The organism is Micromonospora sp. NPDC047644 (assembly GCF_040704315.1).
Classification (GTDB): Bacteria; Actinomycetota; Actinomycetes; order Mycobacteriales; family Micromonosporaceae; genus Micromonospora.
The window spans coordinates 218,006-237,031 of the sequence record NZ_JBEYSY010000005.1; the positions used below are offsets into that span (position 1 = coordinate 218,006).

20 protein-coding genes are annotated in these 19,026 nt (G+C 72.8%); 13 read left to right on the top strand and 7 right to left on the bottom strand.

The window, feature by feature from the left end; all coding sequences use genetic code 11:
- Window positions 1–72: 72 nt before the first annotated feature.
- From AB0877_RS10500 to AB0877_RS10520, 5 genes are read right to left on the bottom strand one after another with little or no spacing between them, the layout of a single operon-like run.
- Complete coding sequence (locus AB0877_RS10500) at window positions 73–2,850, bottom strand: FtsX-like permease family protein (protein WP_366608309.1); 2,778 nt, start codon at window positions 2,848–2,850, stop codon at window positions 73–75.
- Window positions 2,847–3,560 carry an ABC transporter ATP-binding protein gene (locus AB0877_RS10505; RefSeq protein WP_366608428.1) on the bottom strand — a complete coding sequence of 238 codons (714 nt, stop codon included), beginning with the start codon at window positions 3,558–3,560 and terminating at the stop codon, window positions 2,847–2,849. Before AB0877_RS10505 ends, AB0877_RS10500 begins: the two co-directional genes overlap by 4 nt.
- A 17-nt stretch (window positions 3,561–3,577) precedes the next feature.
- Window positions 3,578–4,180, bottom strand: a complete 603-nt coding sequence (locus AB0877_RS10510; protein ID WP_366608310.1) for a PadR family transcriptional regulator — start codon at window positions 4,178–4,180, stop codon at window positions 3,578–3,580.
- Between the two features lie 52 nt (window positions 4,181–4,232).
- Window positions 4,233–4,670: a ferritin-like domain-containing protein gene (locus AB0877_RS10515; RefSeq protein ID WP_366608311.1), complete on the bottom strand. Its 438-nt coding sequence runs from the start codon at window positions 4,668–4,670 to the stop codon at window positions 4,233–4,235.
- A complete protein-coding gene (locus AB0877_RS10520) occupies window positions 4,667–5,194 on the bottom strand; it encodes a hypothetical protein (RefSeq protein WP_366608312.1) in 528 nt (175 codons plus the stop codon). The genes AB0877_RS10515 and AB0877_RS10520 overlap by 4 nt, the downstream gene beginning before the upstream one ends.
- Before the next feature lie 155 nt (window positions 5,195–5,349).
- On the opposite strand from AB0877_RS10520, the gene rimP reads away from it, so the two are divergent.
- The 10 genes from rimP (at window position 5,350) to AB0877_RS10570 (ending at window position 15,349) form a co-directional block, all read left to right on the top strand.
- Complete coding sequence (gene rimP, locus AB0877_RS10525) at window positions 5,350–6,039, top strand: ribosome maturation factor RimP (RefSeq protein ID WP_366608313.1); 690 nt, start codon at window positions 5,350–5,352, stop codon at window positions 6,037–6,039.
- Entirely contained in the window at window positions 6,036–7,079 is a 1,044-nt protein-coding gene (gene nusA, locus AB0877_RS10530; protein WP_366608314.1) for a transcription termination factor NusA, read from the top strand. The genes rimP and nusA overlap by 4 nt, the downstream gene beginning before the upstream one ends.
- Window positions 7,080–7,095: 16 nt before the next feature.
- On the top strand, window positions 7,096–7,428 hold the full coding sequence (locus AB0877_RS10535; RefSeq protein ID WP_112624296.1) for a YlxR family protein: 333 nt from the start codon (window positions 7,096–7,098) through the stop codon (window positions 7,426–7,428).
- A 93-nt stretch (window positions 7,429–7,521) separates the two neighbouring features.
- Window positions 7,522–10,545 carry a translation initiation factor IF-2 gene (gene infB / locus AB0877_RS10540; RefSeq protein WP_366608315.1) on the top strand — a complete coding sequence of 1,008 codons (3,024 nt, stop codon included), beginning with the start codon at window positions 7,522–7,524 and terminating at the stop codon, window positions 10,543–10,545.
- Between the two features lie 90 nt (window positions 10,546–10,635).
- Window positions 10,636–10,932, top strand: a complete 297-nt coding sequence (locus tag AB0877_RS10545; protein WP_238671751.1) for a DUF503 domain-containing protein — start codon at window positions 10,636–10,638, stop codon at window positions 10,930–10,932.
- 126 nt (window positions 10,933–11,058) lie between these two features.
- The gene (gene rbfA, locus AB0877_RS10550; protein WP_366608316.1) at window positions 11,059–11,547 is read left to right on the top strand and encodes a 30S ribosome-binding factor RbfA; all 489 of its coding nucleotides are present in this window, start codon (window positions 11,059–11,061) and stop codon (window positions 11,545–11,547) included.
- A complete protein-coding gene (locus AB0877_RS10555; protein ID WP_366608317.1) occupies window positions 11,544–12,593 on the top strand; it encodes a bifunctional oligoribonuclease/PAP phosphatase NrnA in 1,050 nt (349 codons plus the stop codon). The genes rbfA and AB0877_RS10555 overlap by 4 nt, the downstream gene beginning before the upstream one ends.
- A 90-nt stretch (window positions 12,594–12,683) precedes the next feature.
- Window positions 12,684–13,091: a hypothetical protein gene (locus tag AB0877_RS10560; RefSeq protein ID WP_210784728.1), complete on the top strand. Its 408-nt coding sequence runs from the start codon at window positions 12,684–12,686 to the stop codon at window positions 13,089–13,091.
- On the top strand, window positions 13,091–13,300 hold the full coding sequence (locus AB0877_RS10565) for a DUF6186 family protein (RefSeq protein ID WP_181548655.1): 210 nt from the start codon (window positions 13,091–13,093) through the stop codon (window positions 13,298–13,300). Before AB0877_RS10560 ends, AB0877_RS10565 begins: the two co-directional genes overlap by 1 nt.
- Window positions 13,301–14,023: 723 nt before the next feature.
- The gene (locus AB0877_RS10570; protein ID WP_366608318.1) at window positions 14,024–15,349 is read left to right on the top strand and encodes an MATE family efflux transporter; all 1,326 of its coding nucleotides are present in this window, start codon (window positions 14,024–14,026) and stop codon (window positions 15,347–15,349) included.
- A gap of 22 nt (window positions 15,350–15,371) precedes the next feature.
- On the opposite strand, the gene AB0877_RS10575 is transcribed toward AB0877_RS10570, so the two are convergent.
- Both AB0877_RS10575 and AB0877_RS10580 read right to left on the bottom strand, forming a co-directional pair.
- Window positions 15,372–16,382: a hypothetical protein gene (locus AB0877_RS10575; RefSeq protein WP_366608319.1), complete on the bottom strand. Its 1,011-nt coding sequence runs from the start codon at window positions 16,380–16,382 to the stop codon at window positions 15,372–15,374.
- Window positions 16,383–16,392: 10 nt separating this feature from the next.
- Window positions 16,393–16,578 (bottom strand): hypothetical protein, encoded by a 186-nt coding sequence (locus AB0877_RS10580; RefSeq protein ID WP_366608320.1) that lies wholly within the window; start codon window positions 16,576–16,578, stop codon window positions 16,393–16,395.
- An 18-nt stretch (window positions 16,579–16,596) separates the two neighbouring features.
- On the opposite strand from AB0877_RS10580, the gene truB reads away from it, so the two are divergent.
- From truB to rpsO, 3 genes are all read left to right on the top strand, one after another.
- Window positions 16,597–17,481 carry a tRNA pseudouridine(55) synthase TruB gene (truB, locus tag AB0877_RS10585; protein WP_366608321.1) on the top strand — a complete coding sequence of 295 codons (885 nt, stop codon included), beginning with the start codon at window positions 16,597–16,599 and terminating at the stop codon, window positions 17,479–17,481.
- A 76-nt stretch (window positions 17,482–17,557) separates the two neighbouring features.
- Window positions 17,558–18,487, top strand: a complete 930-nt coding sequence (locus AB0877_RS10590) for a bifunctional riboflavin kinase/FAD synthetase (RefSeq protein WP_366608322.1) — start codon at window positions 17,558–17,560, stop codon at window positions 18,485–18,487.
- A gap of 200 nt (window positions 18,488–18,687) precedes the next feature.
- Window positions 18,688–18,957 (top strand): 30S ribosomal protein S15, encoded by a 270-nt coding sequence (rpsO, locus tag AB0877_RS10595; protein WP_030337594.1) that lies wholly within the window; start codon window positions 18,688–18,690, stop codon window positions 18,955–18,957.
- The last annotated feature ends 69 nt before the right edge of the window (window positions 18,958–19,026 follow it).

Here is a 19,026-nt window from a genome sequence, read left to right on the forward strand (position 1 = left end):
CGATCAGTCTGCCGGCTGCCCAGCCCCGGCGGCACCCCCACGCGGTCCACTGTCGGTTGCCCGGCGGACCGGTCAGTCCAGCCGCCGCTCGATGGGCAGTCGGGCCCGGGTGAACAGGCCCGCACCGAGCATCGCCACCACCGGCACCAGCACCAGGACCCCGAGCGCGGGCCACGGCACCAGAAAGGGGTACGGATCGGACACCGGCCAGTCACTGGCGTACTGCCGGTTCACCGAGACCAGCACGATGGCGGCGGTGCCGAGGCCGGCCACGATGCCGAGCACCGAACCGATACCGGCGATGACCCCGGCCTGGCAGATCGCCAGTTGCCGGCGTACCGCCGGGGCCGCGCCGACGGCCGCGAGGGTGGTCAGCTCGGCGCGTCCCTCGGCGGCGGTGAGCGCGGTGGCGATCCCGGCCGCCCCCACGGTGATCAGCCCGGCCGCCGCGGCGAACAGCAGGAGCAACGGTGAGACGTCGCGTGGGGCGCCGCCGTACTCAACGGTCAGCGAGAACGTTCCGAAGGAACGCAGCGCGGCGGAGAAGCGCGCCCGTTGTTCCTCGTCCGGAGGGGTCGTGGTGCCGACCACCCAGCCGGACGGGGACCAGCTCATGTCGAGCTGCCGGGCCGCGTGGGTCGACAACAGCAGGCGGGAGGAGCCCACCGCCTGGGGCAGCGCGTACCCCGGCAGGTCGCGGACGGTGGCCGGCGAATCCGTTCTCCCGTCGGTGCTGAAGACGCGGACGGTCACCAGGCCGTCGTGCAGGTAGCGCGGGTCGGTCACCACCACGCCGCCGGCGTGCAGTACCGCCGTGGCGGCGGCGGTCGTCGCCGGGTCCGCGCCGGTGAGAAGTGGCAGCGCGAAGCCGTCGTCCACCCAGGGCTCGACGTAGCCGCCGTAGGAGTCGGCCGTGCGGATCTGGCAGCGTGGGTCGGCCCGCGCCTGCCGGCGGTGCGCGGCGGGAAGACTGTCGCCGGGCTGGAACGGGCAGGCTCGGTTCGGCGGGAGGACGGGCGCCACGTCGCAGTAACGGGCACCGGTCGGGTCGCAGTTGGGCGCGTACACGGTGGCTACCGCGTCGACCCCCAACTGGTCCCGGGCCGCGTCGGCGACCTGCGCCAGCGTGGGCTGGCCGTCCGGCCGGTTGGCGTACACCAGCATGTGACCGGTCGGCAGCGCCGGCCGGTAGGTGCGCGCGTCGCGCGCGCCGTCGCTGGCCAGGTATCCGCCGAGGGCGACGCTACTGGCGACGGCGGCCATCACGGCGCAGATGGCCGGTGCCGCGGCGGCCCGGTTGCGGCTGGCATCGCGCAGTGCGATCCGCGGCGCCAGCGGCAGCACCCGGCCGAGGCGGGCCAGCGCCCCGAGCAGCGTGGGCGTGCAGCAGACCAGGCCCAACTCGCCGAGGATCAGCCCGGTGAGAACCACCGCCGGGGAGGTCTGGGTGGCTCCGAACGCCGCCAGCGCCGCCCCGCCGACCACCAGCGCCAGTCCGAGAGCCAACCAGCGGCCCGGAGATTTCGCCGGGGTGCGTCGTCCGGCGAGCCCGGCGCTGACGTCCTGCCGAGCGGCGGTCCAGGCCGGTGCCAGCGCGGCGAGCACCCCGGCCAGCACCGCGACGCCACCGAGTAGGAACAGCGCGCTCGGCCAGCAGCGGTAGCCGCCGAAACGGGCGCTGAAGACGTACTGCTCCATCAGCGGGCGACCGGCGAACGCCGCGCTGACGCCGACCAGCAGGCCGGCGGCGGCCCCCAGCACACCCAACACCACACCGTCGGCCAGCACGACCCGACGAAGCTGGGCGGCGTCCCCGCCGGCCACCGCGACCAGCGCCAGATCCCGCCGTCGGCGGCGGACGCCGACGGCGAAGGCCGGCCCGACCAGCAGGACGACCTCCAGCAGTCCGAGGCCGGCGATGAGGACGCCGGTGCTCAGGTCGTTGGCGCCGCTCTGCCTGATCGCACCGAACCACGTCCGGTCCGCAGTGGTCCCTGAGCCGACCGGGCTTCGGGCGGTGACCACCACCCCCCGCTCGTTGAGCCGGGACACCAGCGCCGCGTCCACCGGTGCGGGCAGGTCCGCCAACCAGACGCTGTCCGGCTCCGGGCCGGTCGCCTGCACGGCCCCCGGGTGCAGCGCCACGACCGGCCCGAGGTCGTCGGGGAATTCGACCACCCCCACGACCGTGTACGCCCTGCTGCCGTCGGCGGTGGCCACGGCGTGGCCGAGGCGCAGGCCCAGGCGGCGCAGCGCCATCGGACTGACGGCCACCTCGCCGGCCTGTTGTGGTGCCCGGCCGGCCCGGAACCGCACCAGTCCTCGGGCCAACGGGTCGGTGAGGTCGAGCGCCCGCCCGTCCACCATCTCGTCGCGGTTCGCGCCGCGCAGTGTCAGCGGGACGCGGGGACGAAGCTCGGTGACCCGGGTGCCCGGCCCCAGCAGGGTGGTCATCTGGGCGGCGGTGACCCTCGCGGGCGGCTCGCCGTCCTGCGTGGACCAGGCCTCACCCCAGTCGTCCTGCCGCACCGGGCTGCTGGCGATCCACTGCAACTCCGCGTCGGCCACGCCGAGCCGGCGGTCGACGCGTTCCTGTGGGGTCAGCTCGGCCATGTCGTAGCTCGCCGCCAGGAAGGCGAGCGCCGCCACCGGCAGAGCGATCATCGCGAGCACCAGGGCGGTCCGCCGCCGGGACCGGCGTGACTCGCGCCGGGCGATCCGCAGCGCGGCCCGCCAGGAGCCGGTCAGCTCGGCGAACCGCCGCCGACCGACCGGGGCGGGCGACGTGACCGGCCCCGGCGTCGCGGCGCCCGCCCGACCGGGAGCCCGTGTCGGACGGCGAACGGTCACCGGTCGCTGCCGGACAGCAACTGCTCGACACTGCCCAGCGGTGCCGTCGTGTCGACCAGCACGCCGTCGCGGAGGAACACCACCCGGTCGGCCCAGCCGGCGTGGCGCGCCTCGTGGGTGACCAGCACCCCGGCGGCGCCCGCGTCGATCCGTCGGCGCAGCAGGTGCAGCACCGTCTCGCCGGTCTGGGAGTCCAGCGCCCCCGTGGGCTCGTCGGCGAGGACCAGCCGACGGTCGCCCACCAGCGCACGGGCGATGGCCACCCGCTGCTGCTGCCCGCCGGAGAGCTGGTCCGGGAAACGGTCGCCCAACGCGGGCAGCCCCACCTCGGTGAGCGCGGTCATGGCCAGTGCGCGGGCCCGCCGGCCGCTGGTCCCGTCGAGTTCCAACGGGAGCGCCACGTTCTCCAGCGCGCTCAGACTGCCCAGCAGGTTGAGCTGCTGGAAGATGTAGCCGATCCGACGGCGGCGCAGCTGGGCCAGCCCGCGGCGGTCCAAGGCCCCGAGCGGCTGCCCCTCGACCCGGACCTCGCCGCCGGTCGGACGGTCCAACCCACCGGCGAGAGCCAGCAGTGTCGATTTGCCGGAGCCGGACGGTCCCATCACGGCGACCAACTCGCCGGGCCGGACGACCAGGCTGACCCCGCGTAGCGCGTGCACCGCGGCCGGCCCGGTGCCGTGGGTGCGGTGGACGGCGCGTAGCTCCAGCACCGCGTCGTCCGATCCGCTCACCGTCTTGCCTCCTCGCCGGCCCATCGAGCCGCGTCCCGCTCGTTGGCGTCATCGGGTCGGGTGGCCGGAGGCGCCGGGCCGCTGGGTTGGTGCCGGACCAGACTGGTCTCGCAGTGGTCCAGCCAGCGCACCTCGGCCTCGGCCTGGAACACCATCGAGTCCAGTACGAGGCGCCAGGGAAGGTCCTCCGGCCGGTTGCTGCCGTACTTCAACCGGGTCAACTCCTGAAGGGCCCGCATCGTCGCGCTGCGTTGGGCCTGCACCACCGACCGGACGTCGACTCCGGGGGTGGTCAGCGCCAGCGCCAGTTTGATCGCCAGTTCGTCACGGGGGCGGTCGGTACGACTGATCGGGGTGGCGAACCACAGCGCCAGGTCCGCCCGGCCGGCGTCGGTGATCTCGTACGGGCGCTGTCCGCCCTCGCTCTCCGGCAGCGGGCGCACCAGACCGTCCCGTTCCAGCCGGGACAACGTGGTGTAGACCTGCCCGATGTTCAGCGGCCAGGTCGAGCCGGTCGACTCCTCGAACGCGGCGCGCAGCTGGTACCCGTACATCTGGCCGCGTTCGAGCAGGGCGAGCAACCCGTGACGGATGGACATGGCAACGGAGTATGCATACCTGGTATGCGTACCGCAACCGGAGTGGACGGGTTCAGGTCGGTCGGCCGGGAAACGGGACAGTCAGCGGGGTCAGACCGGCCGTCTTCCGCCACCGGGTGGCCCGCACGGCGTACTCGACCAGGGCGGCCAACGCCTGCTCCCGCTCCGCGCCGGTGGTGGATGCCAGGGCGGCCCGCCAGTGCGCGGCCGTGCGCTCCTCCACCTCGGCGGCGAGCCGTAGGGCGCTGGCCCGGTCGGTGACCGGGAACGGCAGGGCGTACCCGGCGCGATCCGGCGGGACGACTCCGCCGGCCGCGGTGAGCTGCACCACCAGCGCGTCGCGTCGGCGTCGATGCGCGGCCTCCGCCTGGCGTGCCGCGTCCCGCGCGGCTCCGCTGAGCCGGACACCGATCCGTCCGTAGGCGTAGATGGCCGCGTACTCGGCGGACAGTGCGGAGGCGAGTGCCTCCCCTGCGGACGGCTGCCTCACTTCAGTGCCTCCTGGTGGGTTGCCCGGGCGGCGACTATCGACCCGAGCAGTGCCGCCCGCTCCGCGGGCGCAGCGGCGCAGGCGGCGGCGGCGGACTGCTGGGCGGTCTTCTCCAGCGCCCGCAGGGCGGCGCGCGCGCCGTTCGGGTCGGCGGCCGGGGCGGTGGTAGGGGTGGCGGGGGCCGCCGACGGCACCGTCACGCCGATCACCCGGGCCAGCTCGGTGGCGTGCGCGGTGTGCGTCTCGGCGATCGGGTTGAGCCGGTCGGCGAGCTCGGGGTGGGCGGTCGCGTTCGCCCGGTACGCGGCGGCCAGCGCGAGTGACTCGTCCACCATCGGCCGTAGCGGGTCGGGCGGTGGGGTCGGTTGGTCGTCGCGGTCGAAAAGATCACAGCCGGTCAGCGGCGTCACGGCACCGCCGAGCACCAGCAGCACCCCGGCACTCAGGAGCTTTCGCCGGGAATGTCCGGATGCTTGGTCGCGCTGTGTCGTTCTGCCGATCCCCACCGGGCAAGTCAACACCATCCGTGCCGCTCCGGGGGTCACCGGCGTCGGTGCGCCGCCCGGTCCGCCGCCGGGCAGGCGCGTTACGCTCTGCGCAACCACCGGCGTGTCCACTCCGGTGGCGTGCCGGCATGGCGGGACCACGGGTCCCCGTCGACCAGGGAGAGGGTGCGGAGATGACGCAGCGTGGCCGTGCCACCAGGCCGACGGGTCGGCCCCGCGGTGCTGCGGGCCCCCGCGGCGGTGACCTCGCCGCGCGGCGGGACCGACTGCGGGCCGTGATCGAGCCGGTGGTCAACGACGCCGGCTACGACCTGGAGGACCTGTCGGTCTCCCGGGCCGGCCGCCGGCACGTGGTGCGCGTGATGGTGGACACCGACGGCGGGATCGATCTGGACGCCGTCGCGGACGTCTCCCGGAAGGTCTCGGCCGCGCTGGACGCCGCCGAGGAGACCGGTGGCGACATCGTCGCCGGCGAGTACCAACTGGAAGTCAGCTCGCCCGGCGTCGACCGGCCGCTCACCCTGCCCCGGCACTGGCGGCGCAACGTGGGCCGACTGGTGAAGGTCACCGCCCGGGGCGCGGCCACGCTGCCCGGCCAACGCGGCGACCAGCCCGCCGCTGACCGTCAGCTGACCGGCCGGGTGGTCGCGGCCGACGACGAGGGCGTGCACCTGGAGACCGACGACGGCCGCGCCGCCTGGGCGTACGCCCAGCTGGGCCCCGGCCGTGTGCAGGTCGAGTTCACCCGGCTCGCCGAGCTCGGTGAGCCCGAGGACGAGTTCGACGACGCGGACGATTCCGACGAGTTCGACGATTCAGACGACATCGACGACGATGATGATGTGGAGGACGAGGAGAGGTGAACATCGACCTCGCGGCGCTGCGCGCACTCGAGCGCGAGCGGGAGATCCCGTTCGACACGATTCTCGCGGCGATCGAGACCGCGCTGCTGACCGCCTACCGGCACACCGACGGGGCCGAGCCGCACGCCCGGGTGGAGATCGACCGCAGGTCGGGCGCCGCCCTGGTGTACGCCCAGGAGATGGAGCCCGACGGCAGCCTGGTGCGGGAGTGGGACGACACCCCGCACGACTTCGGCCGGATCGCCGCCATGACCGCCAAGCAGGTGATCCTCCAGCGGTTGCGGGAGGCCACCGACGAGGTGCACTTCGGTGAGTACGTCGGCCGAGAGGGTGACCTGGTCACCGGTGTGGTGCAGGCGCACGAGACGCGTACCGAGAAGGGCATCGTCAGCGTCGACCTGGGCAAGCTGGAGGGCGTGCTGCCGCAGTCCGAGCAGGTGCCCGGCGAGCGGTACGCGCACGGCGAGCGGGTCCGCTGCGTCGTGGTGCACGTGGCCAAGGGCATGCGCGGGCCGCAGATCACCCTGTCCCGGTCGCACCCGGCTCTGGTCAAGAAGCTCTTCGCGCTGGAGGTGCCGGAGATCGCCGACGGCACCGTCGAGATCGGTGCGATCGCCCGTGAGGCGGGCCATCGCACGAAGATCGCCGTCCGCTCCACCACCCCCGGGGTGAACGCCAAGGGCGCCTGCATCGGCCCGATGGGTCAGCGGGTGCGTGCCGTGATGAGCGAACTGCACGGCGAAAAGATCGACATTATCGACTGGTCGGACGACCCGGGCACCTTCGTCGGCAACGCGTTGTCACCGGCCAAGGCGCTGCGGGTCGAGGTGGTCGACCTGGCCAACCGGGCCGCTCGGGTGACAGTTCCCGACTTCCAGCTCTCGCTTGCCATCGGTCGGGAGGGGCAGAATGCCCGACTTGCGGCTCGATTGACCGGTTGGCGGATCGACATTCGTTCCGATGCGGAGCAGACCGCACCGGCGGCGCGTGGGGTAACTGATCACGTGCGGGAGCCGGGCGGCGCGATCTCGGGCAGCTAGGGGTAGACTTCCTCCAGTGGTACGACGCGCGCAGCCGGAGCGCACCTGTGTGGGTTGCCGGCAACGTGCGCCGGCCAGCGAATTGCTGCGGATCGTCGCGGTCAGGGACGAGGCTGGTCACAGCCTCCGGCCTGATCCGCGCCGCAGGCTGCCGGGTCGGGGGGCGAACATGCACCCGGATCCGGCCTGCTTCGCGCTGGCGGTGCGGCGCCGCGCCTTCGGGCGTGCGCTGCGCAGCACCGAGGTCCTCGACCACGGTGCGCTGGCGGAGCACGTCGATGCGCCAACCACTACGTCCGGTCAGCCCGACCGGGCGAGGGTCGCTAGCAGGGTAGGACGACCGACATGAGCACACGATGAAGTCCCTGAAATGACCAGGCTTCAAGTGCACGAGTGAGGTCGCTGCGGGTGCTGCCCGCACGACCTCGGAGTGAGGAGTGCAGTGGCAGGCAAGGCCCGCGTACACGAGCTTGCAAAAGAGCTCGGGGTCGAGAGTAAGACCGTTCTCGCCAAGTTGAAGGAAATGGGCGAGTTCGTGAAGTCCGCGTCCAGCACCGTCGAGGCGCCCGTCGCCCGGCGGCTGCGTAACGCATTCGTCGCGTCCGCCGGAGCCCCGGCTCCGGCCGCCCCGTCGGCGCCCGCGTCGACGCCGGCTTCAAACCCGACCCCGACGCCAACCCCGACCCCGGGCGCGCCCCGGGTCTCGGCCAAGCCGATGCCGCCTCGGCGGCCGGCCGCGCCGGCACCCGGTCCCAAGCCCAAGGGTCCGGTTCCCGGTGCCCCGCAGTCGGCGACCCCGGTCGCCAAGCCGGCGAGTGCCCACGACATCGAGGTGGCGGCCGCGGAGGCGCGTGCCGCCGCGCTGAAGGCTGAGCAGGAGGCCGCGGTCAAGGCCGCGCAGGCCGCCCGCCAGCAGCAGCGGGACAACCCGGTCCGCCGGGAGCCTCCGGCCGACGGTGCCAACCGTCCCGGCCCTCGGCCGGGTCCCGCGGCGATGCCGCCCCGTCCCGGTTCGCCGGCAGCTCGTCCGAGCACGCCGGCTCCGGGTCCGGGTGCCCGTCCCGGCGGTCGTCCGCCGGCGCGTGGCGCCGGTAACAACCCGTTCGGCATCCAGGGTGGCCAGCAGCAGCAGCGGCCCCCGGCCGCCGGTGCGGGTGGCCCTCGGCCCAACACCCCGGCGGGGATGCCGCCGCGGCCGAGCCCGAACTCCATGCCGCCGCGGCCCAGCCCGGCGTCCATGCCGAGCCAGCGCCCGGCTGCTGGTCGTCCCGGCCCCGGTGGCGCTGGTCGCCCCGGTGGCGGTGGCGCCGGTCGTCCCGGTGGCGGTGGCGGTGGTTTCCGTGGCGGTCCCGGCGGTGGCGCCGGCGGCGGTGGCGGTTACCGCGGCGGCCCCGGTGGCGGCGCGGGTGCCGGCGGTGGCGGTGGCTACCGTGGCGGTCCCGGCGGCGGTGGCGGTGCTCCCGGTGGCGGTTTCCGGCCGGGTGGTCCGGCCGGTGGCGGCGGTCGTCCGGGTGCGGGCGGTCGTGGCCGTGGCGGCGGCGCCGCGGGTGCCTTCGGGCGTCCGGGTGGCCGGCCGACGCGCGGTCGCAAGTCCAAGAAGCAGCGCAGACAGGAGTTCGACAACCTGTCGGCTCCGACCATGAGCTCGGGTGCTCCCCGGGGTCAGGGTCAGGTCGTCCGGCTCTCTCGCGGCGCCTCGCTGTCGGACTTCGCCGACAAGATCAACGCCAACCCGGGTTCGCTGGTCCAGGAGATGTTCAACCTGGGCGAGATGGTGACCGCGACCCAGTCCTGTTCTGACGACACCCTGCACCTGCTGGGTGAGCACCTGGGCTTCGACATCCAGATCGTCAGCCCGGAGGACGAGGACCGCGAGCTGCTCGCGCAGTTCAACATCGACCTCGACGCGGAGGTGGCCGAGGAGCGTCTGGTCAGCCGTGCGCCGGTGGTGACCGTCATGGGTCACGTCGACCACGGTAAGACCAAGCTGCTCGACGCCATCCGTAAGGCGAACGTCGTGGCCGGTGAGGCGGGTGGCATCACCCAGCACATCGGTGCGTACCAGGTCCACGTCCCGCACGAGGGCGAGGACCGGGCGGTCACCTTCATCGACACCCCGGGTCACGAGGCGTTCACCGCCATGCGTGCCCGTGGCGCCCAGGTCACGGACATCGTGATCCTGGTCGTCGCGGCCGACGACGGCGTGATGCCGCAGACCATCGAGGCGTTGAACCACGCCAAGGCGGCCGACGTGCCGATCGTGGTCGCGGTCAACAAGGTCGACAAGCCGGACGCCAACCCGGACAAGGTCCGCCAGCAGCTGACCGAGTACGGCCTGGTCGCCGAGGAGTACGGCGGCGAGACCATGTTCGTCAACGTGGCGGCCAAGCCGGGCATCGGCATCGAGGAGCTGCTCGAGGCCGTCCTGCTGACCGCCGACGCGTCGCTGGAGCTGACCGCTCCGATCGACGGGCCGGCGCAGGGTGTGGCCATCGAGGCGCACCTGGACAAGGGCCGCGGTGCGGTGGCGACGGTGCTGGTGCAGAAGGGCACCCTGCGGGCGGGCGACTCGATCGTCGCCGGTGGGGCGCACGGCCGGGTCCGGGCCATGCTCGACGAGAACGGCAACCAGCTCTCCGAGGCTGGTCCGGCGCGTCCGGTGATGGTTCTGGGTCTGACCGCGCCGCCCGGTGCGGGTGACACGTTCCTCGCCGCGGCGGACGACCGCACGGTGCGGCAGATCGCCGAGCAGCGCCAGGCACGGCGGCGGGCGGCGTCCTTCGCCAACTCCCGTGGCCGGGCCACTCTTGAGACGCTCATGGAGCAGCTCAAGGAGGGCGAGAAGACCTCGCTCAACCTCATCCTCAAGGGCGATGTCTCCGGTTCGGTGGAGGCCCTGGAGGACGCGCTGTTCAACCTCGACATCCCCGAGGAGGTCCAGCTCAAGGTCCTCGACCGGGGCGTCGGCGCGATCACCGAGAGCAACGTCATGCTCGCGAGCGCCTCGTCCGAGCCGGTCACGATCATCGGCTTCAACGTGCGGGCCTCGAACAAGGTCCGTGAGATGGCCGACCGCGAGGGCGTGGAGATCCGGTACTACACCGTCATCTACCAGGCCATCGAGGAGATCGAGGCAGCGCTCAAGGGCCTGCTCAAGCCGGAGTACGAGGAGGCCGAGCTGGGCAGCGCGGAGATCCGCGACGTCTTCCGCTCGTCCAAGATCGGCAACATCTCCGGTTGCATCGTCCGGTCGGGCATCATCCGACGCAACGCGAAGGCTCGACTGCTTCGGGACGGGACGGTCGTGGCGGACAACCTCACGATCACCTCGCTCAAGCGGTTCAAGGACGACGCCACCGAGGTCCGCGAGGGCTTCGAGTGCGGTCTGACCCTGGGTGGTTACAACAACGTCCAGGTCGGCGACGTCATCGAGACCTTCGAGATGCGGGAGAAGGTTCGCGCCTGATCCGGCAGTGACACGCTGATCAAGGGGTTTACGCCACTCGGCGTAAACCCCTTGATCATGCGGGGCCGGTTGGCGGTATCGTCCGGGGCGATGTTCACCGGAACCGCGGTCTTCGACCTGCTGCTGCCGGGCGACTCCAGGTCGCTCAAAGCCAAGAGATCATATGTACGGCCGATCGTGGCGGCACTGCGCCGCTTCGAGGTGTCGGCCGCCGAGGTGGGTGCGCTCGACCTGCATGGTCGAGCGCAACTGGCGGTGGCCGTGGTGGCCGCCGAGACGGCGCACGTCCGCGAGGTGCTCGACTCCTGTGAGCGCCTGGTGGCCAATCGCCCCGAGGTCGAGTTGCTGTCGGTTCGACGCCGGCTCTACGGCGCGGACGACGACTGACCATGGTGCCGGCTGTGCCGGGCGACCGGAGCGGCCCCGAAGGTAATGTTCGAGATGTTGGCCGGTCGGCCGGCGGCCTCCGGGTCGCCGGGTCGACCGGAAGCAGGACGCCGTGGAGGTGGCGAGATGTCTGATCCGGCCAAGGTACGCCGGCACGCGGAACGGGTGCGTGAGCTGGTCGCGTCGGTGGTGCGGAGCCAGATCAAGGACCCGCGGCTCGGGATGATCACCATCACCGACGCCCGGATTACCGCTGACCTGCGGGACGCGACCGTCTTTTACACGGTGCTCGGGGACTCGGTGGCCCAGGCGGACACCGCGGCCGCGCTGGAGAGCGCCAAGGGGATGCTGCGCAGCACTGTCGGCAAGGCGCTCGGGCTGCGCCACTCACCGACCCTCGCGTTCGTCCTCGACGACGTACAGGACCAGGTCAAGCACATCGACGACCTGCTCGCCGCCGCCCGCAACGCCGACGCCGAGGTGCAGCGGCTCGCCGCCCAGGCGAAGTACGCGGGCGAGGCCCAGCCGTACCGGGTGGATGACGAGGACGACGAGACGGGCGAGGCCGACGAGGCCGACGTCACGGAGACCCCGCGGGGTGGGGAAGCGCGGTGACCAGCACCGCCAGCGCAGCGTTCGTCGCCTCGACCGGGCTCGGCCCGGCCGAGGCGGCGTGGGCCGAGGCCGAGGCGTTGGTGCGGGCTGTCCCGCCGACCGCCCGGGTGCTGCTGATCTGCCACATCAATCCGGACGGCGACGCGCTGGGCAGCATGCTCGGCTTCGGTCTGGGCCTGCGGCAGCTCGGCGTACGCGACGTGCAGGCGACCTTCCCGGGGCCGCCGGAGGTGCCGGAGCCGTTGCGCGGGCTGCCGGGTCTGGACCTGCTGGTCCCGGCGGACGCCGCCGACCCGGTGCCCGATCTGGTGATCTGCTTCGACGCGGCGAGCGAGTCGCGTCTCGGCGAGTTGGCCGGGCGGTTGTCGTCGGCGGGTGCGGCGTTGGTGCTCGACCACCACGCCTCCAACCCTGGTTTCGGCACCGTCAACCTGGTCGACCCGGGCGCGGCGGCCACGTCGGTCGTGGTCGAGCAACTGCTGGCCCGGCTCGGAGTGGTCGTGGACCCGGCCATCGCCGAGTGCCTCTACGTGGCGCTGACCACTGACACCGGCTCCTTCCGGTTCGCGGCGACCACTCCGGCGGTGCACCAGATGGCTGCCCGACTGCTGGCGACCGGCATCTCGCCGGGTGACATCTCCCGGCAGGTCTTCGACACCCGGCCCTTCGGCGCGGTCCGCCTCTTCGGTGAGGTGCTCGGCCGGGCTCGACTGGAGCCGGCCGCCGCCGGGGGTCGGGGTCTGGTCTGGACCTTCGCCACCCTCGACGACCTGACCCGGCACGACCAGCGGCCGTATGTGCTGGAGGCGCTGATCGACTCCGTACGCTGCACTGCCGAGGCGGATGTGAGCTGTGTGGTGAAGCAGACCAGGCCGGCCGAGTGGGCCGTGTCGATGCGCAGCAAGGGCGCTGTGGACGTCAGTCGGGTCGCGGTGGCGCTGGGTGGTGGTGGGCACACGTTCGCGGCCGGGTTCACCGGTCGGGGCACCGTCGAGCAGGTGGTCGAGTCGATCCGCGGTCAGCTGGACGCGGCGCTGATCGGCTGAGCCGCCTTCGATTTCCGGTCTGGAAGATCAGGGTCAGCTCCGGGGAGTGTTGGTCTTCCCGCGTTCCGTGATACCGGGAAGAATTGCGGGATGGAGCAGCCGCACGACCTCACCGTGGAGGCCCCCCGCGCCTGGGACCGGCCCGCCGTCTCCGTTCCCGTTCTCGTCTGCCTGTCGCTCGTCGGTGGCCGGTTCGCGTCCTTCTCCACCGAGGCGAACCTGTTCACCCTCGGGACGGGTGGGGTGCTGATCTGGCTCGGTCTGAGCAACCGGGTGCCCCGCCGGCCGGCGCCGCGCCGGCTGGGCGCGGGAGCGGCCTGGTGGGCGGTGCCGGTGGTGGTCTTCGGGGTCTTCGAGGGCGTGACCTTCGTGCTGGCCGCCGGCGATGACTTCCCCACCTTCTCCCGGCTGGCCGATCCTCTTCTGGAGGATCAACTGACCAGGTCGGCGGCCTGGTTCGCCTGGTTGGCCGCCTTCTGGGGGCTGGTGCGGCGATGATGCGCGCGCTTGCGATCGGCGGCTTCCTCGCCGCGCTGATCCTCTTCGCGGTGGTCGAGTGGATGGCCCGGCGGGAGGGTTCCCGAATCCCCACCCTGGGCGAGGTCTGTGCCTACGTGATGCGCTACGAGGTCGGTTCGGTGCCAGTGGGCCGGATCGGTCTTTTCGGGTTCTGGTGGTGGCTGGGCTGGCACTTCCTGGCCCGCTGAGCCGGGTTGCCGACCGTCCAAATGGCGGGAACCGTAAGCAGTATGTGGACCTGAACGATAACTTGGGAGAAGGCCGGTGCCGCGTGGCGGTGCAGGTCATGGGCGGTGGTGCCACACCCCGCGCCGCCTCCCTCCAGGGTCGGATCGACCCGGGCTCACGCTGCCCAGTCGGCTGCTCCGGTAACCCCGGACCGCCGTGGGGCGCTCAGCAGGACCGCCCGTGAGGGCCGCCGCGATGCCGGCGGCTCACGCCCTGGGAAGAGGAGCGCCACCATGCCGAACAAGCCCAAGCCCGAGACCACCACCGACGACGCCCGCGAGCAGGCCCGCCGCGCGCTGCAGACGTCGATGGACACCCGCCAGTGATCCGACCCGTCCGACGCTGATCCCTCAGGTCGGGGCCATCGGAGGATCCGGACCGCTCTGCTCGGCCTTTGGAGCTGAATCGTCTACGACATCAGCGGGTGACTCGTCTGGGGCCTGACAGCGTGACCCGTCTGGGACCTTACGGCGTGACCCGTCTGCGAGGTCATCGCGTGAATCGTCCAGGACATCAGCTCCAAAGCGCCTGACCAGACCGACCGACGCCCCGACTCCCGGCCGGCAGGCACGGCGCGCGGGGCCGGGACGAGCCTGAGTGCCGCTGCCGACGGGACGTGCCGACCAGGGTAAGTAGTCGGCGGGATTGCGATCCTTACCGCAGCCGTGCCAGGATCGGCCGCGATGAGCCAGACCGCCACCACCCTCCACCCACCCGCCTCGCCCCGGCGGATCGCCACGCTCGCCCTGCCGGCCCTCGTGGTGCTCGCCGCCGAGCCGCTCTACGTGCTGGTCGACACCGCAGTGGTCGGTCACCTCGGCCGGGTGCCGCTCGCCGCGCTCGCCGTCGGCGGCACGGTCATGACGCTCACCGCCTGGGTGGGCACCGTGGTCGCCTACGGCACCACCGGACGCGCGGCCCGCCGCTTCGGCGCGGGTGACCGGGCCGCCGCGGTCGCCGAGGGCGTCCAGTCGTCCTGGCTGGCGTTCGGTGTCGGTCTGCTGATCGCGATCGGCATGCAGTTCGGCGGGGGCGCGCTCGCCCGTACCCTCGCCGGTGGTGGTGGCGAGGTCGCCGACGCCGCCGCCCAGTGGTTGCGGATCGCGGCCCTCGGCGCTCCCGGCCTGCTCCTCGCCGCCGCCGGCAACGGCTGGCTGCGCGGCGTGCAGGACACTCGCCGCCCCCTCTACTTCGTGCTCGGCCCCAACCTGCTCTCCGCGCTGCTCTGCCCGCTGCTGGTCTATCCCGGCGGGCTGGGTCTGGTCGGCTCGGCCGTGGCGAACGTCGTCGCGCAGACGCTCTGCGGGGTGCTCTTCGCCGCCGCCCTGGTCGGTGAACGGGTGTCGCTGCGCCCGCAACCCCGCGTGATCCGCCAGCAACTGGTCCTCAGCAGGGACCTGCTGATCCGTGGGCTGGCGTTCCAGGCCAGCTTCCTGTCCGCGACCGCCGTCGCCGCCCGCTTCGGCGCCGCCGCCGTCGGCGCCCACCAGATCGCCCTGCAACTCTGGTTCTTCACCGCGCTGGTCCTCGACGCCCTCGCCATCGCCGCGCAGTCCCTGGTCGGTGCCGCGCTCGGTGCCGGCGACGACACGGGCGCGCGGGCGCTCGCCCGCCGGGTCGGGCTGCTCGGCGGCGTCTGCGGCGTGGGCTTCGCACTGCTCGTCGCCGCCGGCGCGGGCGTGGTGCCGTCGTGGTTCAGCTCCGATGCGGGGGTACGCGAGCAGGCCATGGTGGCCTGGCCGTGGTTCGTCGTCATGCTGCCGCTGGCCGGGGTGGTGTTCGCCCTCGACGGTGTGCTGATCGGTGCCGGCGACGTGCGTTACCTGCGCAACCTCACCATCGTGGCGGCGCTCGGCGGTTTCCTGCCGGCCATCTGGCTGGCGTACGCGCTCAACCTCGGGCTGGGCGGCATCTGGGCCGGGCTCACGGTGTTCGTGGTGATCCGGCTGGTCGCCCTGCTGCTGCGGCTGCGCACCGGCAGGTGGGCGGTGACCGGCGCGGTCCGCTGACCGGGTCGCCGGGGCCGGCCGGTCAGCAGCGCGTGGTGGTCGGCGCGGGCGCGTCAAGGTCGAAGATGGTGCCCGGGTCGCCCGCCGGTATCCGGTCCCGGTGCACATCGGCCATCCAGAACTGCTCCCGCACCCAGCCCTCACGGAGCTGAGAGCAGTCCGCGTTCCAGGTCACGGCCTCCGCCGAGGTGATCCAGAGGCCGCGGGAGGAAGCCGGCACGTCGTCCGGGTGCGGCACCTGCCACACCACCCGGTCGCGTAGCGCCACCACTGTCGCGCCGGCGGGGGCCCGCAGGTCGACGTCGAACGGGTACGCCCAGACGAACTCCGTGGAGACCTCCAGCAGCCGGACGCCGTTCTGACTGGTGGCCCGGTAACTGACCCGGCCGTCGGCGCGGACGCCGAACTCCCACTCCGACGGTGACCCCATCCTGGTGGCGTACCGCAGGAAGCTGCCATTGGTGAAGTCGCCCCGGAGCCGTTCGCGAGCGTCCGGGGCGAGCAGCGCGAGGAACGGCTCCGGATCCCCGGAGAACATCGAGATGTCGACCCGGCCCTCGATCAGCGCCTTGCGCACCGACTCCAGCGCTGTGCGCACCTGGGTCGCGGTGAACGGCCCGGTGCCCTTGGCCGCCGGCATCCGCACGGCCTCCTCGGCGGGCGCGAAGGAGGCCGCCGGGGATCCGGCGAACAGGTCGCGTGGTTCGCCGACCCTGCTCACGGGTGGGGTGCGGCTCGGGGTGGGGCTCGCGGAGGCGGACGTGCGGACACCGTCGGCGACCCGACCGACCAACACCACCCCGCCGACGACCATCAGCAGCGCCAGCACCAGCCCGAGGCCGAGCAGCATGGCCCCGTTGTGCCGGGCCGAGAAGAACCGCACCCGGTCCCACCCGGTGGGCTGATGCTCGGTCTGCGAGGTGCGGAGCCAATCCGGTAGCTGCACCGGGTTGACCTGCGCTACCGCGGCGGGCGGCGGTGGCGGATCGACCGGGTCGTTCGGTGTGGGCCCGCTCGACGACGTGCTGTCCATGCTTCCCCCGTCAGTCTCGCCGCCGCTGGTGGCGCGCGAGCAGATGGTAGGTGCCCAGCACCAGCGCGGCCCCGGCACGGCTGCCCCGCTCGATCTTCAGCGGACGGACGCCTCGTCCCGACGGAGCGGCTCGGACCGCGTCAGCGGAGGCTCGGGTCACGCAGGGCGTGCCCACGCCCTGCGGAGTACGGGCCATCTGGCAGGCTTGGCCGACGTGAGCACCGATGGTCTGATCGTGGTCGACAAGCCCGGCGGCATGACGTCGCACGACGTGGTGGCGCGCATCCGCCGACTGGCGAAGACCCGACGGGTCGGGCACGGCGGCACCCTCGACCCGATGGCGACCGGCGTGCTGGTGATCGGTGTCGGCCGGGCCACCCGGCTGCTGACCTACGTGATCGGCGCGGGCAAGAGCTACACCGGCACGATCCGGCTCGGCCAGACCACAGTCACCGACGACGCCGAGGGCGACGTCACCGCCACCGTGCCGGCCGGGCAGGTCACCGACGACGCGATCTCCTCGGCGCTGGCCGGACTGAGCGGCGAGGTCGACCAGGTGCCGAGCGCGGTCAGCGCCATCAAGATCGACGGACAACGGGCGTACAAGCGGGTCCGCGACGGGGAGAGCGTCGAGTTGCCGGCGCGGCGGGTCACCATCTCCCGCTTGGAGGTGCTGGCGATCCGCCGCACCGAGCCGGACGTGGTGGACGTGGACGTGGACGTGACCTGCTCCTCCGGCACGTACATCCGGGCCATCGCCCGCGACGCCGGCCTGGCGCTCGGCGTCGGCGGGCACCTCACGGCACTGCGGCGCACCGCGGTGGGCGGCTTCACCCTCGCCGAGGCCGCGACCCTCGCCGAGCTGGAACAGCGCGCCCCGGACGTGGTGAACCTGCCACTGGACGCGGCCGCCGACCGGTTCTTCGCGCGCCGGGAGGCCACGCCGGACGAGGCCCGGGTGCTCGCCCACGGAGGGCCGTTGGACCCGGCCGGCCTGACCGGGCCGTACGCCGTCTTCGGGCCGGCCGGCGGCCTGATCGCTATCGTCAGCGAGCGGGACGGACGGGCCCGCGCGGAGATCGTGCTCGCACCGGCCTGACAGCGCAGCGCAGGTCCGCCGGCCCGCAGCCGGCGGTGTCGACCCGCCGGCCGGCGGGACAGCAGAGAGGAACGGCATGCAGCGGTGGCGGGGCTACGACGCGGCGCCTGGCGGATGGGGACGCTCGGTGGTCACCATCGGGGTCTTCGACGGCGTGCACAAGGGGCACCAGGCGACCATCGGGCACGCCGTGGCCCGGGCCCGCGAGTTGGGCGTGCAGTCGGTGGTGGTCACCTTCGACCCGCACCCGGCCGAGGTGGTCCGCCCCGGTTCGCACCCGGCGGTGCTCACCGAGCCGGCCCGTAAGGCCGAGTTGATCGAGGCGCTCGGCGTGGACGTGCTCTGCGTGGTGCCGTTCACCCCGGAGTTCTCCCGGGTGCCGGCCGAGCAATTCGTGCACGACGTCCTGGTCGAGAACCTGCACGCCGCGTTGGTGGTGGTCGGCGGCAACTTCCGCTTCGGGCACCGGGCCGCCGGCGACGTGGCGTTGTTGGAACGGCTGGGTCAGACGTTCGGCTTCGGCGTGGAGGGTGCCCCGCTGGTCGCCGAGGCCGGCACCGTCTTCTCCTCCACGTACATCCGGTCCTGCGTCGACGCGGGTGACGTGGGCGCGGCGGCCGGCGCGCTGGGCCGCACACACCGGGTGGAGGGCGTCGTGGTCCGCGGCGACCAGCGAGGCCGGGAGCTGGGCTTCCCCACCGCCAACCTGCTGTGTCACCGGTACGCGGCGGTGCCCGCCGACGGCGTGTACGCGGCCCGGCTGATCCGTCGCGGTCACCACGAGCCGTTGCTGGCGGCGGTGTCCGTGGGCACCAACCCGACCTTCTCCGGCCGGGAGCGACGGGTGGAGGCGTACGCGCTGGACTTCTCCGGCGACCTGTACGGCGAGCGGCTGGCCCTGGACTTCGTGGCGCACCTGCGGGGCCAGATCCGGTACGACTCGATCGAGCCGTTGATCGCCCAGATGAATCAGGACGTCGAGCGCACCCGGCGCGTACTGGCCTGATCGTGCCGGGGGCGCCGGGCCGCCACCGAGGCCCTTCGCCGGGTGTTACCGGCGAGTGCTGGTAGTCTTGCCGGGACGTCGGGTGACCGGCGTGGGGCCTCGCGTGCCTGCTCGACGCCGCGGGTGCGAGGTACCGGTCCGTTCCCGGTCCATCGGGACGACGGACACCCACTTGATCAACCCATCGAAACAGGGAGAACATGGCGCTCGATCAGGAAGCCAAGGCCAGCATCCGCGCGGAGTACGCGACCGCCGAGGGCGACACCGGTTCGCCGGAGGTCCAGGTAGCGGTCCTCACCAAGCGGATCGCCGAGCTGACCGAGCACCTGAAGGTGCACAAGCACGACCACCACAGCCGCCGTGGGCTGCTGCTGCTGGTCGGCCGTCGCCGTCGGTTGCTCAACTACGTCCAGAAGAAGGACATTGCCCGCTACCGGTCGCTCATCGAGCGGCTCGGTCTGCGCCGGTGACGTGACGGGGGAGTGGCCGGTCGGCTGCTCCCCCGTACCGCGTCCCACCTGAAGAAACACGGGCCGCGC